Annotated in this window: 13 protein-coding genes; 11 read left to right on the top strand and 2 right to left on the bottom strand. The window is 47.0% G+C overall.

Annotated elements, in window-relative coordinates:
* Window positions 1-115 precede the first annotated feature (115 nt).
* The 5 genes from LKD46_RS14855 (at window position 116) to LKD46_RS14835 (ending at window position 5,005) form a co-directional block, all read left to right on the top strand.
* Window positions 116-1,612: a spore germination protein gene (locus tag LKD46_RS14855; protein WP_227574309.1), complete on the top strand. Its 1,497-nt coding sequence runs from the start codon at window positions 116-118 to the stop codon at window positions 1,610-1,612.
* 5 nt (window positions 1,613-1,617) lie between these two features.
* Window positions 1,618-3,303, top strand: coding sequence for a GerAB/ArcD/ProY family transporter (locus tag LKD46_RS14850; protein WP_227574308.1), 1,686 nt, complete (start codon window positions 1,618-1,620; stop codon window positions 3,301-3,303).
* Window positions 3,304-3,408: 105 nt separating this feature from the next.
* Entirely contained in the window at window positions 3,409-3,648 is a 240-nt protein-coding gene (locus LKD46_RS14845; RefSeq protein ID WP_021653073.1) for a hypothetical protein, read from the top strand.
* A gap of 56 nt (window positions 3,649-3,704) precedes the next feature.
* Window positions 3,705-4,526 (top strand): glutamate racemase, encoded by an 822-nt coding sequence (gene murI / locus LKD46_RS14840; protein WP_227574307.1) that lies wholly within the window; start codon window positions 3,705-3,707, stop codon window positions 4,524-4,526.
* A 32-nt stretch (window positions 4,527-4,558) separates the two neighbouring features.
* Entirely contained in the window at window positions 4,559-5,005 is a 447-nt protein-coding gene (locus tag LKD46_RS14835) for a YwiB family protein (RefSeq protein WP_227574306.1), read from the top strand.
* Between the two features lie 99 nt (window positions 5,006-5,104).
* Here the strand turns inward: LKD46_RS14835 and LKD46_RS14830 are convergent, their stop codons facing one another.
* Window positions 5,105-5,545 carry a type IV pilin gene (locus tag LKD46_RS14830; protein WP_021653070.1) on the bottom strand — a complete coding sequence of 147 codons (441 nt, stop codon included), beginning with the start codon at window positions 5,543-5,545 and terminating at the stop codon, window positions 5,105-5,107.
* A gap of 248 nt (window positions 5,546-5,793) precedes the next feature.
* Between LKD46_RS14830 and LKD46_RS14825 the strand changes: the two genes are divergently transcribed.
* The 5 genes from LKD46_RS14825 (at window position 5,794) to glgB (ending at window position 13,997) form a co-directional block, all read left to right on the top strand.
* Window positions 5,794-7,278, top strand: a complete 1,485-nt coding sequence (locus LKD46_RS14825; RefSeq protein ID WP_330603430.1) for a polysaccharide deacetylase family protein — start codon at window positions 5,794-5,796, stop codon at window positions 7,276-7,278.
* Window positions 7,279-7,331: 53 nt separating this feature from the next.
* Window positions 7,332-8,831, top strand: a complete 1,500-nt coding sequence (locus tag LKD46_RS14820; protein ID WP_227574305.1) for a polysaccharide deacetylase family protein — start codon at window positions 7,332-7,334, stop codon at window positions 8,829-8,831.
* A 78-nt stretch (window positions 8,832-8,909) separates the two neighbouring features.
* A complete protein-coding gene (tig, locus tag LKD46_RS14815; protein ID WP_022427308.1) occupies window positions 8,910-10,265 on the top strand; it encodes a trigger factor in 1,356 nt (451 codons plus the stop codon).
* 227 nt (window positions 10,266-10,492) lie between these two features.
* A complete protein-coding gene (locus tag LKD46_RS14810; protein ID WP_021653064.1) occupies window positions 10,493-11,899 on the top strand; it encodes a polysaccharide deacetylase family protein in 1,407 nt (468 codons plus the stop codon).
* 211 nt (window positions 11,900-12,110) lie between these two features.
* Window positions 12,111-13,997 (top strand): 1,4-alpha-glucan branching protein GlgB, encoded by a 1,887-nt coding sequence (gene glgB / locus LKD46_RS14805; protein ID WP_110104071.1) that lies wholly within the window; start codon window positions 12,111-12,113, stop codon window positions 13,995-13,997.
* Window positions 13,998-14,146: 149 nt separating this feature from the next.
* Here glgB and LKD46_RS14800 read toward each other — a convergent pair whose 3' ends face one another.
* The gene (locus tag LKD46_RS14800) at window positions 14,147-15,796 is read right to left on the bottom strand and encodes a CapA family protein (protein WP_227574304.1); all 1,650 of its coding nucleotides are present in this window, start codon (window positions 15,794-15,796) and stop codon (window positions 14,147-14,149) included.
* An 846-nt stretch (window positions 15,797-16,642) separates the two neighbouring features.
* On the opposite strand from LKD46_RS14800, the gene LKD46_RS14795 reads away from it, so the two are divergent.
* Window positions 16,643-16,735 (top strand): transposase (locus LKD46_RS14795; protein ID WP_227574317.1); only part of this gene is annotated, 93 nt, incomplete at its 3' end.

The following is a 16,735-nucleotide window of genomic DNA, read 5'->3' as shown; positions in this document are numbered from 1 at the left end:
AAGAGAGATGTCATTGGGGCATCTCTTTTTTTTAACCGAATCAAGTAAGTTCCCTGTTTCAATTGCGAAAAGCAATAAGCAGTGGGGGGAACTTGCTGTAAAGGATGGTGGCTTTATGGAAACAAAGAAGATATCGATATCTCTTCATGAAAATGAATCGTATATCCGGAAACGGTGTGAAAACTGCGATGATATCCTGATCAGGCCCATGCGCCTTGGTGAGGGACATAAGGCGGACTGTCTGATGGTCTATATTGAGGTTGCGGTTTCAAACATGATGCTGGATGATTCTGCTATCGGAAAAATGATCAATCATTTCTGGGAGATCCCGGAGGAAAAGATCCGGGAATTTATCCGCCGAAACAGTCTTGGAATTGCAGATGTGAAGGAGCTGTCTTCCATGGAGGAGGTATTTGGTGCCATTCTTTCGGGAAATGCAGTTTTCTTTCTGGATGGATACGACAAAGCAATGAAAATTTCCAGTAAAGGATATCCGGGGCTGGCTGTATCAGAGGTGAAAACGGAAAAGGTTCTCAGAGGCTCCAAGGAGGGCTTCTGTGACAGTGTAAAAACCAATGCGGCCCTTGTGAGAAAGCGGATCCGGGATACCAGGTTGAAGGTGGAGCAGAGCAGCATCGGTGTACGCTCCAATACGGTGGTACAGCTTCTTTATGTGGAGGATCTGGTCCATGAGGAGCTTCTGACTGCTGTGAAAGAGCGCCTGGAATCTTTTGCAGTGGACGGGATCCTGGACAGCGGGATGCTGGAACAGCTGACAGAAGAAGCATGGTATTCTCCCTTTCCTCAGTTTCAGACAACGGAGCGGCCGGATCGGGCAGCCCAGGAGCTGCTGAATGGAAAAGCAGTTCTGCTCTGCGACAATTCGCCGGTGGCACTGGTGGTTCCCGGAGCATTCAACAGTTTTATGGAAAGCAGTGAAGACTGGTACAACCGTTTTGAGATGGCATCCTTCCTGCGGGTGCTCCGGTATCTGGCCATGGCTGTGGCAACGCTGCTCCCCGGACTTTATCTGGCTGTGATCCGGTTTCATACACAGATCCTTCCGGCGAATCTGATCCTTTCCTTTGCACAGGCAAGAGAGGGCGTTCCATTTTCCAGTGTAGTGGAGCTGGTGTTCCTGGAACTGTCTTTTGAGTTGATACGGGAGGCTGGTGTGCGGATCCCGGGAGCTCTTGGAAATGCCATTGGGATCGTAGGAGGACTGATCATCGGACAGGCTGCGGTGGAGGCCAATCTTGTCAGCCCGGTGGTAGTGATCATCGTGGCACTGACAGCACTGGGATCACTGGCTATACCTAATGAGGAATTTGCTTCTGCATTCCGGCTTCTGAAGTACGCTTTTCTGTTTCTGGGAGGATTTCTAGGTATATTCGGAATCGTGTTGGGACTGTATCTCACCATGGCGCATCTGGCAGGACTTTTAAGCTTCGGTGTCCCATATCTGGTACCTTTTGTAGAGAAGAACAGTGAGGCGGAAACCGGTGGAAGGATTTTGCGACAGCCCTTCCGGAAGCGGGAATTCCGGCCGCTGTATGCCAGAAATGCCCAGAAACGCAGGCTTCGGACAAGGCCATGGAGCCGGAAAGGATAAAGGTTATGAGATTTGCGGAGAATAACAGGATTTCCCACAGACAGCTTTTTCGGCAGATCATACTGGTGTTTCCGGCGCCGTTTCTGCTGTGCCTGTTTAAGAATGGAGCGATGTTGGGCATCAGTGCCATGGCAGGGACAGCTGCTGCGGCCGTAGTGCTCTCTTTTTATGTGATCTGGTTGATACGTCTGACACCTGCATATGGAGAGCTTTCCAAAAGGACAGGAAGTTTTACTGTACGATTTATTGGCCTGTTCTTTTTGGTATATGTGATCGCAAGTGCGGCATTTCTTTCGGGCCTTCTGGGGGAGGTGATCCCGGAAAGTCTGATCAGCGGGATTTCCGGAAAATGGCTGTCTCTTCTTGCAGTTGCAGCCTGTAGTCTGGGAACGCATCGCGGAATGCAGAGAAGAGGGCGGATCGCTGAGGTGTCCGGAAGGATTTTTCTGGCAGGGATCCTTCTTCTGATGCTTTTATGTGCAGGGCAGGGAAAAACAGAGTACTTTATGGAAGTGATGAAAGATCCGGAAACAGGATTTACAGGAGAGCGATGGCTCCGTGATCTGTATACACTTTTGTGTGCTTTTTCAGGAGCAGGACTTCTTCCTTTCGGGCTGGAGTATGCAAAAAAACAGGGAAGTGCCAGAAAACCTGTGATCCTGGCTTTTCTTACAGTTTGCGGGATCATTTTTGGAATGCAGCTCCTTCTTCCGTCAGTCTTTGGAGGTGCACGCCTTAAAAACGAGATCTGTCCGGTACTGCCTCTTCTGGAGGGTGCAGATCTTCCGGGAAACGTACTGGCGAGATTTGATGTGATATGGATGGGGTTTCTGGTATTCGGACTTTTGTTTTCTCTGGGAAGTTTGTTTCATTACGGAAATCAGATCGCGGAAAAAACCGGATTCGGGACCGGCCGGTACTGGATCCCGGCAGCAGGCTGGCTGCTTTCCCTGTATGAGAGAAACGGGATGGGGATCCGGGAGTATTATGGCTGGTATCTGGGGTACATCTTTGTGCCGTTTCTGCTTGTGATACAGCTTTTTCTCAGTACGGAAAACCGGGGAAGACGGAAGAAAAAAGTAACTGTGGCAGGACTTGTCCTGGTCATCACTTTGACGGGATCAGGCTGTGCGGCAGTAGAACCGGAAAAAAGAGCTTATCCGTTGGCACTGGGGGCCGGTGTTTCAGAGAATGGCTTTGTGCTGAAATATGCAATGCCGGATATGAGTACAGCTACCGGACAGGAAAAACCGGACGAAGATCCGATTTCTGTGCTGACTCTTTCCGGCCGGGACTTTCAGGAGATCGAGGCAGTCTACAACCGGTCTCAGGAAAAATTTCTGGATCTGGGTCATCTTGAAGTGCTGATCCTGGATGAACAGATCCTGGAAGAGGGATCCCGGGAAGCACTGATCGGATATCTGAAGCAGGAAGAGCATATCGGAGAGGATGTCTACGTGTTCCGGACGGATATGCTGGGAGATGTTTTTCACTGGAAAGGAGCCCGGGAAAGCTCCATAGGGGAATACCTTCAGGGAATCCAGGAGAACCGCACATCCGGGCAGCAGAAGAAGGGTGTGACTCTGCGGGAGGTATATCATCAGTTCTGTCAGGATGGAACGCTGCCCTGGCTTCCGGAGATATGGGTGGAAGGTGAGCTTCTGGAAGTGGATTACGGCAGTAATGAATAGATGGGAGTCGGACTGTTAATAATACAGATGATGATCAGTACGATAAATCGTACAGTATATCTCTGGATAAGATCATCAGAAGATTTTTGACAGGAGGGCTTGCTCATGGAGCATATAAAAATGAAGAAGCATGTATTAAAAAAAGCAGGAGGGTTCCTTTTGCTCACGGCAGTGATCCTTGCAGGGAGTACCTGGGAGAGAAGAACTGCCGGTGATCGGCAGCCACAGTTTTATGCCTGGTGGGGAACGATCTACCCGGAATTCTGCTTTGAAAAAGCAGAGGACAACGGGGAAAATAAGCCGGTGAAGATATCCTTCTGGCTTGCGCAAGCCCTGGATTGGTGATACAATATTTCAACGGACCAATCACGTTCGATTAATTATTTCAGGAGATAAGATCAATGAATATAGACAGAAACGCACCGGTGGGTGTGTTTGATTCCGGTATCGGAGGACTGACAGTAGCCCGGGAGATCATGCGCAATCTCCCATCGGAAAAAATCGTATATTTCGGAGACACAGCCAGAGTTCCCTATGGAAGCAAATCCAGAGAAACGGTGATCCGTTATTCCCGCCAGATCATTCATTTTCTGCAGGAACAGAAGGTGAAGGCCATTGTGGTGGCCTGTAATACAGCCAGTGCATTTGCTCTGGATGCGGTGAAGGATGAACTGGATATCCCGATCCTTGGAGTGATCGAGGCCGGTGCCAAAGTTGCTGCCCAGGAAACCAGAAATAAACGGGTGGGCATTATCGGAACGGTGGGCACGGTAGGAAGCGGTATCCATGCCTCTTATCTGAAGGAACTGGATCCGGAGATCACCGTGATCGGAAAAGCGTGCCCGCTGTTTGTTCCGCTGGTAGAAGAGGGCTGGTATCATGATCCGGTCACCGAGGAAGTTGCCAGAAGATATCTGAAGGAGCTGCAGGAGCAGGAGATCGATACACTGATCCTCGGATGTACGCACTATCCTCTTTTAAGATCTACCATCCGCAAGATCATGGGTGAGGAGGTCCGCCTTGTGAATCCTGCATATGAGACGGCGCTAGAGCTTAAAAAGTTACTCTCCAGACTGGATCTTGCCAGCAATGAGGTAGCACAGGAGGAATTCCCGTATCGCTTTTATGTAAGTGATCTTGCAGAGAAGTTTAAGGATTTTGCCAATTCCATCCTGCCGTATAACGTAGAAAAAACACAGAAGATCGATATCGAAAAATATTAAACAGATCTGTACATAAATGATAGGAGAAAAGAATGCAGAAAGAAGTTTTGATCCATGTAAGAGGGCTTCAGATGATGGATGCACAGGGGGATCAGGAACCTATAGAGATCATTGTTCCGGGACAGTATTATTTCCGCAATGGTTCTCATTATCTTAGATATGAGGAACTGCTGGATGAAACAGCAGAACCCACCATCAATTACATAAAAGTATCCGGAAAGGGTCTGGAGGTCAGCAAGAAGGGACTGGTCAATGTACACATGGTATTTGAACAGGGCAAAAAAAACATGACCTATTATACTACCCCTTACGGAACACTTCAGATGGGAATCTCAGCTACGAATCTGGAGCTGATGGAAAGCGAAGAGAACCTTCAGATCAAAGCAGATTATGCGCTGGATATGAATGAAGAACATGTGGCAGACTGCTATCTGGCGATCCAGGTACAGCCAAGAGACTGCAAGGATTTTGTTTTATAGATCCTGCAGAAAATAAAAGATATATAATCACACTACATAAGAATAGCCGCCATACATCAGGGGAATTCCTGAAAGCATGGCGGCTGTTTTGGATTCTGATCATTTACGGAATCTTGCGAGGAAGCCTTTTTTCTTCTTCTGTGGTGCTTCGAGAGAACCACGGATTCCTTTTACGCCAACGATGTAAAGGCCGCTGACTTCAGCTTTGATCTCTTTTTTGACCGGGATCAGATCAAAAACTTTTTCATCTGCAATAAGGATGTTGATCTTCGGACCGACTTTGGCTTTTACGATCGGAAGCTTGGACCGGCGCATAAGCTTAGGTGTCTGGTCGATGACCATCTGTGGAAGTCCGGAATCTTTCAGCGGCATCCGTTTTTTATCGATGACCAGCATGGAAACTGTCTGCTTGTTAGCCTGGATCTGAGCCTGCTGTTCGTCCTGTTTTTTCTGAGCTTTTTTTCCGAAGAAATAGAGTGCGATCACTGCTGCGATCAGAATAACGAGGATGACCAGAAGAACGATGGTAACTGTACTCATTTGAGAATCCCCCTGTATATATATTTGTTTCGCAATCGGTTACATTACGCAAACAACATTTTAGCATTGTTTCGTCAAAAAGGCAATTAAAAAAGTGAAAAAGACAGGTGGAACGGTGGAAATTTCAGCAGTTACCAGTTATAATGATTACGATGCAGTTCATCTGTGTATGCTGCAGAGAATACAGGATATAACTATCTTTGAGTTAACATATGTAATGGATAAACCAGAGATGGAGGAAATATTATATGAAAGAGAAAAAGCCCGGGGGAACCCGACCGGAAATGGGGACTCCGGAGTACGAAGAATGGCGGAAAGAGATATTGAAACGCCGCAGAAAGCGCCAGCTGAAGGAACGCAGAAAACGTCTGGCCATCATAACAGCGGCAATGATCGTCGCAGTCGGGGCATCCGTAGGGGTCGGTGCGCTGAAGGGCAGAAGTGAGAAGGCTTCAAAAGAGAAGATGGTTTCTTCTGACAAACAGAAAGAACAGACTGTTTCCGGAGAAAAAGCTTTAGAAGCAGGTACTAAAAATACAGAGACCGCTTCCAAAGATACTCTCGCAGAGGCAGAGCTTCTGGCCAGTCAGTATAACTATGACAAAGCTATCGATCTTCTGAAAAAGGCTCCGTCCTATGATTCGGATAAGAAGATGCAGGCAGCTGCAAAAAAATACGAAGACATAAAAGCAACCTGTACGGCATGGCCCCTTGAAAAGGTGACACATGTCTTTTATCATATTCTGATCAAGGATCCATCCAAAGCGTTTGACGGAGACTACAAAGAAGCAGATTATAATCAGGTCATGACAACCATTGATGAGTTTAACAAGATCACGCAGACCATGTATGACAAGGGCTATGTGATGGTAAGCATCAAGGACATGGCAAAGGCAGACGACAACGGGAATATCACAGAGGGAGAGATCCTTCTTCCGCCTGGGAAAACGCCGTTTGTCCTCTCACAGGATGATGTATGCTATTATCATTACATGGACGGTGACGGCTATGCCACGAAGCTGATCGTGGATGATAAAGGAAAGATCCGCAATGAATATGTGGAAGATGACGGAAGTGTCTCCGTGGGAGATTATGACATGGTTCCGTTGATCGACCGTTTTGTGGAAAAGCATCCGGATTTCTCATACCGCGGTGCAAAAGGAATCCTGGCACTTACCGGATACAACGGGATCCTGGGATACCGGACCGACGAAAGCTATGAGACCCGTCCGGCAGATCTGGATGAAAATAAAGTACAGTGGCTGGATGCACATCCGGATTTCAGCCTGGAAAAAGAACGGGCAGCCGCAAAAAAGGTTGCCGATGCCATGAAGGCAGAAGGCTGGGAATTTGCGAGCCATACCTGGGGACATCAGAATGTGGGACAGGTCACACTGGAGAAGCTTCAGGCAGATACCGAACGTTTCAAGAAAAATGTAGATCCGCTGATCGGGGGAACGGATGTTATCATTTTTGCTTTTGGAACCGACATTACCAATGACCAGGAGTATTCCGGGGATAAATTCGAATATCTGAAGGGGCAGGGATATAATTATTACTGCAACGTGGATTCCAGCCAGTATTATGTACAGATCCGGGATCGGTACTTCCGTCAGGGAAGACGGAATCTGGATGGATACCGTATGTATTATAACCCGGAACTGTTATCCGATCTTTTTGACGTAAAAGATGTTTTTGATCCGGCAAGACCGACACCGGTACCGCCGATGTAACGGTCATATCCGGAGATACGAGGGGACTTTTAGAAAGGGGCATATATATTATTATGAAGAAAAAAATTGCAGGTGTACTGACAACAGTGCTTGCGGCGTCACTTCTTGTGGGCGGAAACCATCCGGTCACTGTTCAGGTGGACAATATGATCTCTGGGACACAGGATGACGAGGATACACAGTCTGATGAAGCGGAAGCAGAAGCTGCAGAAGCCGAAGAAGAACAGTCCGAAGAAGCCAAAGTAGCAGCGGACCCGGAGGACCAGCCGGCAGCTACCGAGACACCGAAGGAAGAAAAAAAGGCAGAAAAAGAAACACAGAAAAGGGAAGCTGCCGAGAACAGCTCCGACAGTACTTCCTCAGACGAAAAAACACTTCTCAAAAAAGCCAAAAAACTGGCACAGCAGTATGATTACACCGGCGCGATCTCCGTGTTGAAAAACAACTGGAAATTTGCCACCAGTGACAAGATGCAGGAAGCAGCAGCAGCCTACATGAAAAAAAGAGATGCCTGTGTGGAATATCCACTTGAGAATATCACCCATGTATTTTTTCATTCCCTGATCGTGAATACTTCACTGGCCTTTGACGGAGATTCCGATGAGGCCGGATATAATCAGATGATGACCACAGTCAGCGAATTCAAAAAAATGCTCCAGATCATGTATGATAAGGGTTACGTACTGGTGAGTCCTCATGATATGGCTGTGATCAATGATGACGGAACCATGAGCAAGGGAAAGATCATGCTGCCGGAAGGCAAGATCCCTTTTGTTCTTTCAGAGGATGACGTCAGCTACTATCATTATATGGACGGAGACGGATTTGCCACAAAGCTGGTGATCGACGACAACGGAGATATCAAATGCGAGTATAAGAAGGCAGACGGTACAGTTGTGACCGGAGATTACGATGTGGTGCCGATCCTGGATTCCTTTATCAAAGAACATCCGGATTTTTCCTATCATGGAAGAAAGGGTATCCTGGCAATGACCGGTTATAATGGTGTTCTGGGCTACCGTACAGATGGGGCATATAAGACCAAGAAGAATCTTCAGGATGACCAGAAGGCTTTTCTCAAGGCCAATCCGGATTTTGACTATGATAAAGAAGTAAAAGCAGCCAAAAAAGTGGCGAAGGCCATGAAAAAGGACGGGTGGGAATTTGCAAGCCATACCTGGGGTCACAGAAACGCTACAAGCTCCACAGCAGCGGAGTTGAAGACCGATAATAAAAAATGGGAAAAATATGTGGCACCCATCCTCGGAAAAACCGATATGATCATTTTTGCCTTTGGTGCGGATATCGGCGATTGGGAAGGATACACCTCGGATAATGAGAAGTATGAGTATTACAAAAGCCGTGGCTACCGCTATTTCTGCAATGTAGATTCCAGTCAGTATTTTGTGCAGATCACAAGTGAATATTTCCGTCAGGGAAGACGGAATCTGGATGGATACAGAATGTATTACAATCCGGATATGCTCAGTGACCTGTTTGATGTATCGGAGGTGTGGGATTCTTCCAGACCGACACCGGTACCGGAAATGTAAGACAGCAAACACACTTTACAAATCTGTATAAAAAAAGATTATAATCGAACCGACAGTACTTGATGAAGGGAGTAGGTTATGAAGAAAAAAGCATATCTCATGGTTCTTGCACTGTGTGCGGCACTGGCAATCACTGCATGTGGCACATCAACAGACCAGAAAGATGACAAAAAACCTGCAGCAGAAGCGCAGGATACAACAGATAAAGAAGATTCCGGATCTGCAGATTCCAAAGAGTCAGAAGAAACGGATTCCAATAAAGACAGCGAAGAGGCAGCCTCCGGAGACACAAGGCTTGTTTCCGTGGATGATGTGAGCAAATATGTGACCATCGGAGAATATAAGGGGCTGACTCTTGATAACACAGTAGAAGCTGTAACCGATGATATGGTTGACGGAAGGATCAAGGAAGAACTTCAGAACAAGGCTGAGGAAGTAACGGAAGGCAGTGTTCAGAACGGAGATGTGGTTACCATTAATTATGTGGGAACCAAGGACGGAGTGGCTTTTGACGGCGGTACTGCAAATAATTATGAGCTGACCATAGGCTCCGGAACATTTATCGACGGATTTGAGGACGGGATCATCGGAATGAAAAAAGGTGAGACCAAGGATCTCGATCTGACTTTCCCGAAGGAATACTCTTCGGAAGAGCTGGCCGGACAGGAAGTGGTATTTAAGGTCACTCTGCAGAGCTTTAAGCGTGCACCTGAGCTTACCGATACCTGGGTAGCCAAGAATACAGACTGTAAGAGTGTGGATGATTACAAGAAGGAAATCCGTACCACGCTGGAGGATGAAGCGAAGACAAGTGCACAGAACACATTGCGTGAAACTGCATGGAACACAGTGCTTTCAGCATCTGAAGTGAAGGAATATCCACAGGAGGATCTGGATACAGCCAAGACAGAGTTTCGCAGTCTGTATGAGAATTATGCAAAACAGGGTGATATGACGCTGGAGGATTTTGTAAAAGCTCAGGGAATCTCCATGGATGATTTTGAGGAGCAGAGCGGTCAGTATGCGGAGTTTAAAGTAAAGCAGAACCTGATCGTACAGGGGATCATGGATGCGGAGAATATGACACTTGAAGACAAAAAATCTCTCAGTATCCAGGATGAACTGATCAAAGCATACAGTGTGAAGGATCTGGCTGCGCTAGTAGATAAATACGGACAGGCAGCCGTGGATGAATCCATCGGACTTCTCAGAGTGGAAGATTTTATCCTGGACAATGCAACGGTTGAGGAGAAGGTTTCTGCCGGTGATACCCAGGGAGTAAACGGAGATGATCCTTCCTCGGACGGAAGCAGTGCGGAAGGTACCGTGGATGAAGAGCTAGAAGCGGCAGAGGCTACAGATATGGTGCCGGAAGACGGCGAGGCGGATCAGGATGCAGACAGCAGCACATCGGATGCAGCGGGTCAGGAGTGATCTGACAGTATCAGCAGCTAAAAAAGTGTGGTGCCCGGAATGTGTTTCGGGTGCCATTTTTTTTACATGTGCATCGCGAAGTGTGTTACTGAGAACGGAGTGAACAGTAACAAATTAAGAGATTCTTTCGGGAATTTCCATTGTATTTAAGCGTTAAATGCGGTATGATTAAAGACAGACATTAAATATCAAAGAAAGATATGAGTATATAAACGGGGATGTAAAAAATGGACAAAAGAGTTTTGCGTGAGAGGATGCGCAGAAAACAGCAGCAGTTAAGACGGCGGCGGATGATGAAGCGGATAACCTGTGTAGTTGCGGCGATTCTTCTGCTGGTTTTTGTTGTTCGAGGGGTAATTCTTCCCATCGTCAACCATGCAGGCGGCGGAAGCAATAAGGATGCGGAGACAGTAAATGTTCAGGCAAATACCGCCGGAGCTTCCACAGACAGCAGTACGAAGGACGGTACGGCATCGACGGATACGGCTGCTTCGGATACAGACAGCGCGGATTCCGGTACGGATGCAACGGTGATGCCGGTAAAGGGCAGTGCAGCAGGCGAAAGGCTTTCTGTTATGACTCCGGGATGGCATGAGGATTCTACAGGAAAGTGGTATCAGAATCCAGATGGTACATATTATGTAAATGGTTTTGCGGATATTGACGGAACAACATACAGCTTTGATAAAAAGGGATACATGCAGACCGGATGGGTGGAGAAAGGTGTGAAGGACTATTATTTTAATGAGGATGGCTCTTATGATCCTTCCAAGAAGCGCCCGATGATCGCTCTGACTTTTGATGATGGTCCTGGAGAGTATACAGAGACACTTCTTGATACTGTTGAGAAATATAATATCCATGTTACGTTCTTTATGCTGGGACAGAATGTGGAGGGCCGTGAATCTACCATACAGCGAATGGTAAAGCTTGGCTGCGAGATCGGTAACCATACTTGGGATCATCCGGAACAGACGCTGCCGAATATGGATCTGGATTCTGTTATGCAGGAGTTCCAGAAGACGGATGATGCACTGGTAAAAGCCTGTGGGCAGGCATCAACGGTATGTCGTGCACCGTATGGCGCGATCACAGATGAGCAGATGAGTGCAGTTGGCAAGCCTTTCTTCATGTGGTCTACAGATTCTCTGGACTGGAAGCTGATGGATGCGGATGCAGATTATAATCAGATCATGAATGATTCTTCCTTGGGAGATGGTTCTATCATCCTGATGCATGATATTCATGAACCATCTGTGAAGTGTGCCACAGAGAAGCTGATCCCGGCACTGATCGACCAGGGATATAAGCTTGTAACAGTCAGCGAGCTTGCAGAAGCGAAGGATGTTACGTTACAGAGTGCTTCCTATTCTGACTTCTGGGACAGCTCTCTTCAGGCTGGTCGTGTTGCAGGATATGCAGGAAATTCCAGTGATTCAGAGGATTCCTCTGAGGATGGCTCCGATGGAAGCGATTCTTCTGACGGATCGGATGTCAGTGACGGATCTTCCGATGAAGGGGACTATTCCGATGGCTCTGACGAAAGTGATTATTCGGATGGATCTTCCGATGATGGAAGCTATGATGATGGTTCCTACGACGAATCTTATGACGATGGAAGCGAAGAATACTAAAAAATGACAGGAGAGACCTGAATGACAAAATGTGCGTCATTCAGGTCTCTTTTTTGACTTTATCTGACATTGTCGGATAATAGACACATATTAGCCGGAGAGGGTTTTTCCTTGACTGAAAATATGGGGATTGGTATAATTATAGAATAAAAAATTCCACTTAAAATTGGGGAATGGACGGTGGCAGAACTATAAAGGGAGGTACCTGAAAATGGGAAAAAAATTACAATTTACGGAGCTTGACCAGTATCTGTTTGGTCAGGGCACGAATTATGATATTTACAGGAAGCTGGGAGCACATCCAGATACGCAGAACCGGAAAAAAGGGGTTTATTTTGCAGTGTGGGCACCTAATGCACAGGCGGTTTCTGTTATAGGTGAATTCAACGAATGGGATACGGAGAAGAATCCCATGAAAAAAGTTGGACCCATTGGCGTTTATGAGACATTTGTACCGGGAGCGAAGATCGGACAGCTGTATAAATTTTACATTACAGGTGCACATGGTGAGGAGCTTTACAAGGCAGATCCATATGCCAATGCCGCTGAAATGCGTCCCGGAACAGCCTCTCGTATTACAGATATCACCAACTATAAATGGAAAGATGATACCTGGATGAAAAATCGCGAGAACTTTGATCCGGACACAGGTGCCATGTCTATCTATGAGGTGCATCCGGGTTCCTGGATGAAGCATCCGCAGACAGCAGAGGATGAGGATGGTTTCTATTCCTACAGAGAACTGGCGCCGAAGCTTGCACAGTATGTCAAAAAAATGGGATACACCCATGTGGAGCTTATGGGTATCGCAGAGCATCCTTTTGACGGTTCCTGGGGCTATCAGGTAACCGGCTATTACGCACCGACTTCCCGCTACGGAACACCGCAGGATTTCAAATATCTGGTGGATTATCTTCACCGTCAGAAAATCGGTATCATTCTTGACTGGGTACCGGCACATTTTCCGAAGGATGCACACGGACTGGTTAACTTTGACGGAACTGCTGTATATGAGCATGCAGATCCGAGACAGGGTGAGCATCCGGATTGGGGAACCAAGATCTACAATTACGGACGTCCGGAGGTGAAGAATTTCCTGATCGCAAACGCTCTTTACTGGGTAGAGGAATGCCACGTTGATGGTCTTCGTGTAGATGCGGTTGCATCCATGCTCTACCTGGATTACGGTAAGAAAGACGGTGAGTGGATCGCCAATAAATACGGCGGAAACAAGAATCTGGAGGCTATTGAATTTTTTAAGCATCTGAATACCGTTGTTCTCGGAAGAAATCATGGAACTGTCATGATCGCAGAGGAATCTACCGCATGGCCGATGGTAACAGGTAAGGCAGAAGACGACGGGCTTGGATTCTCTCTGAAGTGGAATATGGGCTGGATGAACGACTTCCTGGAATACATGAAGCTAGATCCATATTTCCGTAAATTTAATCATAATAAGATGACATTTTCTATGACTTATGCATACAGTGAGAAATATGTTCTGGTTCTGTCTCATGATGAGGTAGTACATCTGAAGTGTTCTATGCTGGAGAAGATGCCAGGAGAGCTGGATGATAAATTCAAGAACCTGAAGGCCGGATATACTTTTATGTTCGGTCATCCAGGTAAGAAGCTTCTGTTTATGGGACAGGATTTCGGACAGCTGCGTGAGTGGAGTGAGGCCAGAGAGCTTGACTGGTATCTTCTTGGCGAGGAAAATCATCAGAAGTTGCAGCAGTATGTCAGTGATCTTCTGCATATCTACCGCAAATATCCGGCACTTTACGGTGCAGATAATGATCCATCTGCATTTGAGTGGATCAATGCCAACGATGGCGACAGAAGTATCTTCAGCTTTGTGAGAAAATCTCCTACAAGACGTAATAATATCCTGATAGTATGCAACTTTACACCGGTAGCACGTCCGGATTACCGTGTAGGCGTTCCGAAGAAAAAACAGTACAAGCTGATCATGGATGAGCAGGGGCTTCTTCCGAAGGGCAAGGTATTTAAAGCCGAAAAGAAAAATTGTGACAACCGGGAGTTTTCTTTTGCATATCCGTTGGAAGCTTATGGAGTTGGTATATTTACATACTGATATTCTGTATAGCGAAATCTTTGAAAGAAAATATAAGAGATAAAATAAAAATACCGGAGATCTGTGTGCCTTTGAAGTGTTGGCTTCAGAGGTGCCGGATCTCCGGTATTTTATGGATCTGGGTATAAACTGGTTACGAAAAGTTATCACTATTCTTCGCTATCATCGTAGGAACCATCATCGTAGGAACCGTCGTCGTAGGAACCATCATCGTAGGAACCGTCATCGTAGGAACCGTCGTCAGAGTAACTGTCGTCGTAGGAACCGTCATCCGAGGAGTCGTCTGTGCTGCCTGAGTTATTATCAGCAGAGTTAAAGTCTTCGGAAGTGATGTCAATGCCTTTATCTGCGTAATATTTTTCTGCTGTGATGGAGTCGGTATCTTCTACGACATTTCCGGATGCATCGATCATGTTCAGGTCTGTGTCAATAGTCACATCCAGGAGGTTGGTCCCTGTGGATGGAGTGACATTCATGGACATGATCTCGTTGAACTTTTTTTTCAGGTTGTCAAGAGTGAATACACCGGAACCAATGTATGACTGTACACCGTTCTGAGATGCAAGTTCTTCTGTGTAATCGGAAAGCATATATGGTCCGAATTCACCGGCATCGCTGTTGTAATGCATGACCAGAGGTTCCACTGTAGGGGTCAGGATCTCAATTGAGGTTTTGCCGTCCTGTACGGTTTTCTGAATGGTGAATTTTGCCATTCCGCCGAGAAGTTCTTCCAGCTTCTGCTGGGTGGATACGAAATTTCCCAGAGAGTAGAAGACTACAGTTTCATTGCCTTTGTCATCAGTAAGGCGGCCATATGGCTGGAGTACATGTGGATGTCCGCCGATGATGACATTTACGCCCTGCTCCATAAGGTAGGCTGCCCACTGTTTTTCGTATTCGTTTGGCATGGTTTCGTCTTCGGTACCCCAGTGTGCTACAAAGATGATGCAGTCGGCCTGCTGTTTTGCTTTCTGGATCATGGCTGTGATCTTGTCTTTGCGGATCATGTCGATCATGTAGTCTTTTCCTTCAATGCCGCCTACGTTTGTGCCGTAGGTGTAATCCAGAAATGCGATCTTGATACCGTTTACTTCACGGATCTTGACGGTGTCGGCATCTTCCTGGGAGTCATGGATCCCCAGAAGTGTGACATCCGGATATTTGGTTTTCCAGAAGTTCAGTGTGTCTGTGAGGAAGCCTTCTCCGAAGTCATCGATGTGGTTGTTGGCGGATTCTACTACATTGAATCCTGCTTTTATAATGGCGTCTCCTACTTCTGTGGGTGTTGCAAAGGATGGGTAGGAGCTTACGCTGTCATGGTCGGTTGTGAAGACGGTTTCCTGATCAATCATTTTGATGTCTGCGTCCTTGATGGCGTCCTGGATGTGGGTGTAGATCTTGTCGTAGTTCCAGTTGCCGTCAGAGGATGCGCCTGCGTCGATGAGACTCTGGTGATAGAGGTTGTCGCCTACTGCGATGACGGAGGCAGTGGTAGTTTCGGCAGTGGTGTCGGCTGCTTCCTGATCGGCCTTGGCTTTGACTGCCGCGGCTTTTTTCTGGGCGTCTATAGCTGGTTTGCGGATGAGGCGGTAGTCCAGCTGATTGAAGAAGAGGACCAGGATCGCAAGGACGATGACGGATGCCATAAGACTTACGCGGGCATTGCTGCGTTCGCGGAAGTTCAGGGGGATGTTGTCCTTGGGGTTGCGCCGGGGTTCTCTGAGGGGATCCGGGGTGGAGCTTTTTTTGAAGACTCCTTTGAGGGAGTCGGGGATTTTGATGTTGGGTGGAAATTTCATTTATGTTTTACCTTGTCTTTCTTTGGATTTTGAATGCGATTGATTGGTGATTGTTCGCTTTGTTATTTTTGATTTTTGTTGTGTGGTTGTATTATAGCAGATTTTTATTTTGGTGGGAAGAGGGTGGTGGGGGTGAACGTACGCCCGAGCCGGGGATGCTGTCTGGTCTGCGGCTTCGTCGGGGGCTGGCTTCTAGGCTGCCGGGAATCTGCTAAAAGCGTTTTCCAAAAGTCCGAACTCGCGTCTTGCAGCCGCTCAGACAGCGGACTTTTGAAAAACAACGCAGATTTCCGCCAGCCAAGAATCAGCTCCCCTCCTGCAGAGGCAGACCAGACAGCATCCCCGGCTCGGGCTGTGAGGTTCAAGGCGGTAGGGTTAGGGTGGTTGGGCGGGAGTTGGATGAGCCGTCAGCGCTGCGCTGGACGGCGTGGAGGAAAGGCTGAGTTTCCTTGTGGTTTGATGGGAAGGGGGTGGGCCGAGGTGCTTCGCTGTCGGCTGGGAGTGTGTCGAGGTGCTTCGTTGTCGGCTGGGAGTGTGTCGAATTGTGGTGGAATTTTTGGATGGGTTTTGCGTGATTTTTTTTCTGGTGTATGGTATGGTTGGTATATCTTATAAGATCTTTTGTCTGTATGGACATTCTTGGAGCTTCGGGTTCTGAAGCGTTTTCCATTTTTTGTTACTGTGAAGGTTCTGAAAATCCGTTTTATGGGGTTTTTATCCAATGCGTCGTAAAACCCCTTGCGTCAGCTATGGGGATATAAGACGCGTCCATCGAATTTATGCAAGTAATTGAAGATGGACAAAATAGTAATTGTATTAACTAATGAGCCATAGTATAATATAAATATAAACATAACATATGAATCAAACAACAATGTCGTCTATTCCTGTAAATACCATGTAGTATGGTGTCCAAAGTATAGACGAAAAGTATTAATT

The organism is Blautia fusiformis (assembly GCF_020686995.1).
Taxonomy (GTDB): Bacteria; Bacillota; Clostridia; order Lachnospirales; family Lachnospiraceae; genus Blautia_A; species Blautia_A fusiformis.
The sequence above is the reverse complement of the archived record's forward strand: the minus strand, read 5'-3'. Positions and strand labels throughout refer to the sequence as shown.

Excerpts from the sequence above, each read along its gene's own strand:
- LKD46_RS14855 (WP_227574309.1), top strand. The coding sequence starts at position 116 with ATGGAAACAAAGAAGATATCGATATCTCTTCATGAAAATGAATCGTAT.
- LKD46_RS14850 (WP_227574308.1), top strand. The coding sequence starts at position 1,618 with ATGAGATTTGCGGAGAATAACAGGATTTCCCACAGACAGCTTTTTCGG.
- LKD46_RS14845 (WP_021653073.1), top strand. The coding sequence starts at position 3,409 with ATGGAGCATATAAAAATGAAGAAGCATGTATTAAAAAAAGCAGGAGGG.
- murI (WP_227574307.1), top strand. The coding sequence starts at position 3,705 with ATGAATATAGACAGAAACGCACCGGTGGGTGTGTTTGATTCCGGTATC.
- LKD46_RS14835 (WP_227574306.1), top strand. The coding sequence starts at position 4,559 with ATGCAGAAAGAAGTTTTGATCCATGTAAGAGGGCTTCAGATGATGGAT.
- LKD46_RS14830 (WP_021653070.1), bottom strand. The coding sequence starts at position 5,545 with ATGAGTACAGTTACCATCGTTCTTCTGGTCATCCTCGTTATTCTGATC.
- LKD46_RS14825 (WP_330603430.1), top strand. The coding sequence starts at position 5,794 with ATGAAAGAGAAAAAGCCCGGGGGAACCCGACCGGAAATGGGGACTCCG.
- LKD46_RS14820 (WP_227574305.1), top strand. The coding sequence starts at position 7,332 with ATGAAGAAAAAAATTGCAGGTGTACTGACAACAGTGCTTGCGGCGTCA.
- tig (WP_022427308.1), top strand. The coding sequence starts at position 8,910 with ATGAAGAAAAAAGCATATCTCATGGTTCTTGCACTGTGTGCGGCACTG.
- LKD46_RS14810 (WP_021653064.1), top strand. The coding sequence starts at position 10,493 with ATGGACAAAAGAGTTTTGCGTGAGAGGATGCGCAGAAAACAGCAGCAG.
- glgB (WP_110104071.1), top strand. The coding sequence starts at position 12,111 with ATGGGAAAAAAATTACAATTTACGGAGCTTGACCAGTATCTGTTTGGT.
- LKD46_RS14800 (WP_227574304.1), bottom strand. The coding sequence starts at position 15,796 with ATGAAATTTCCACCCAACATCAAAATCCCCGACTCCCTCAAAGGAGTC.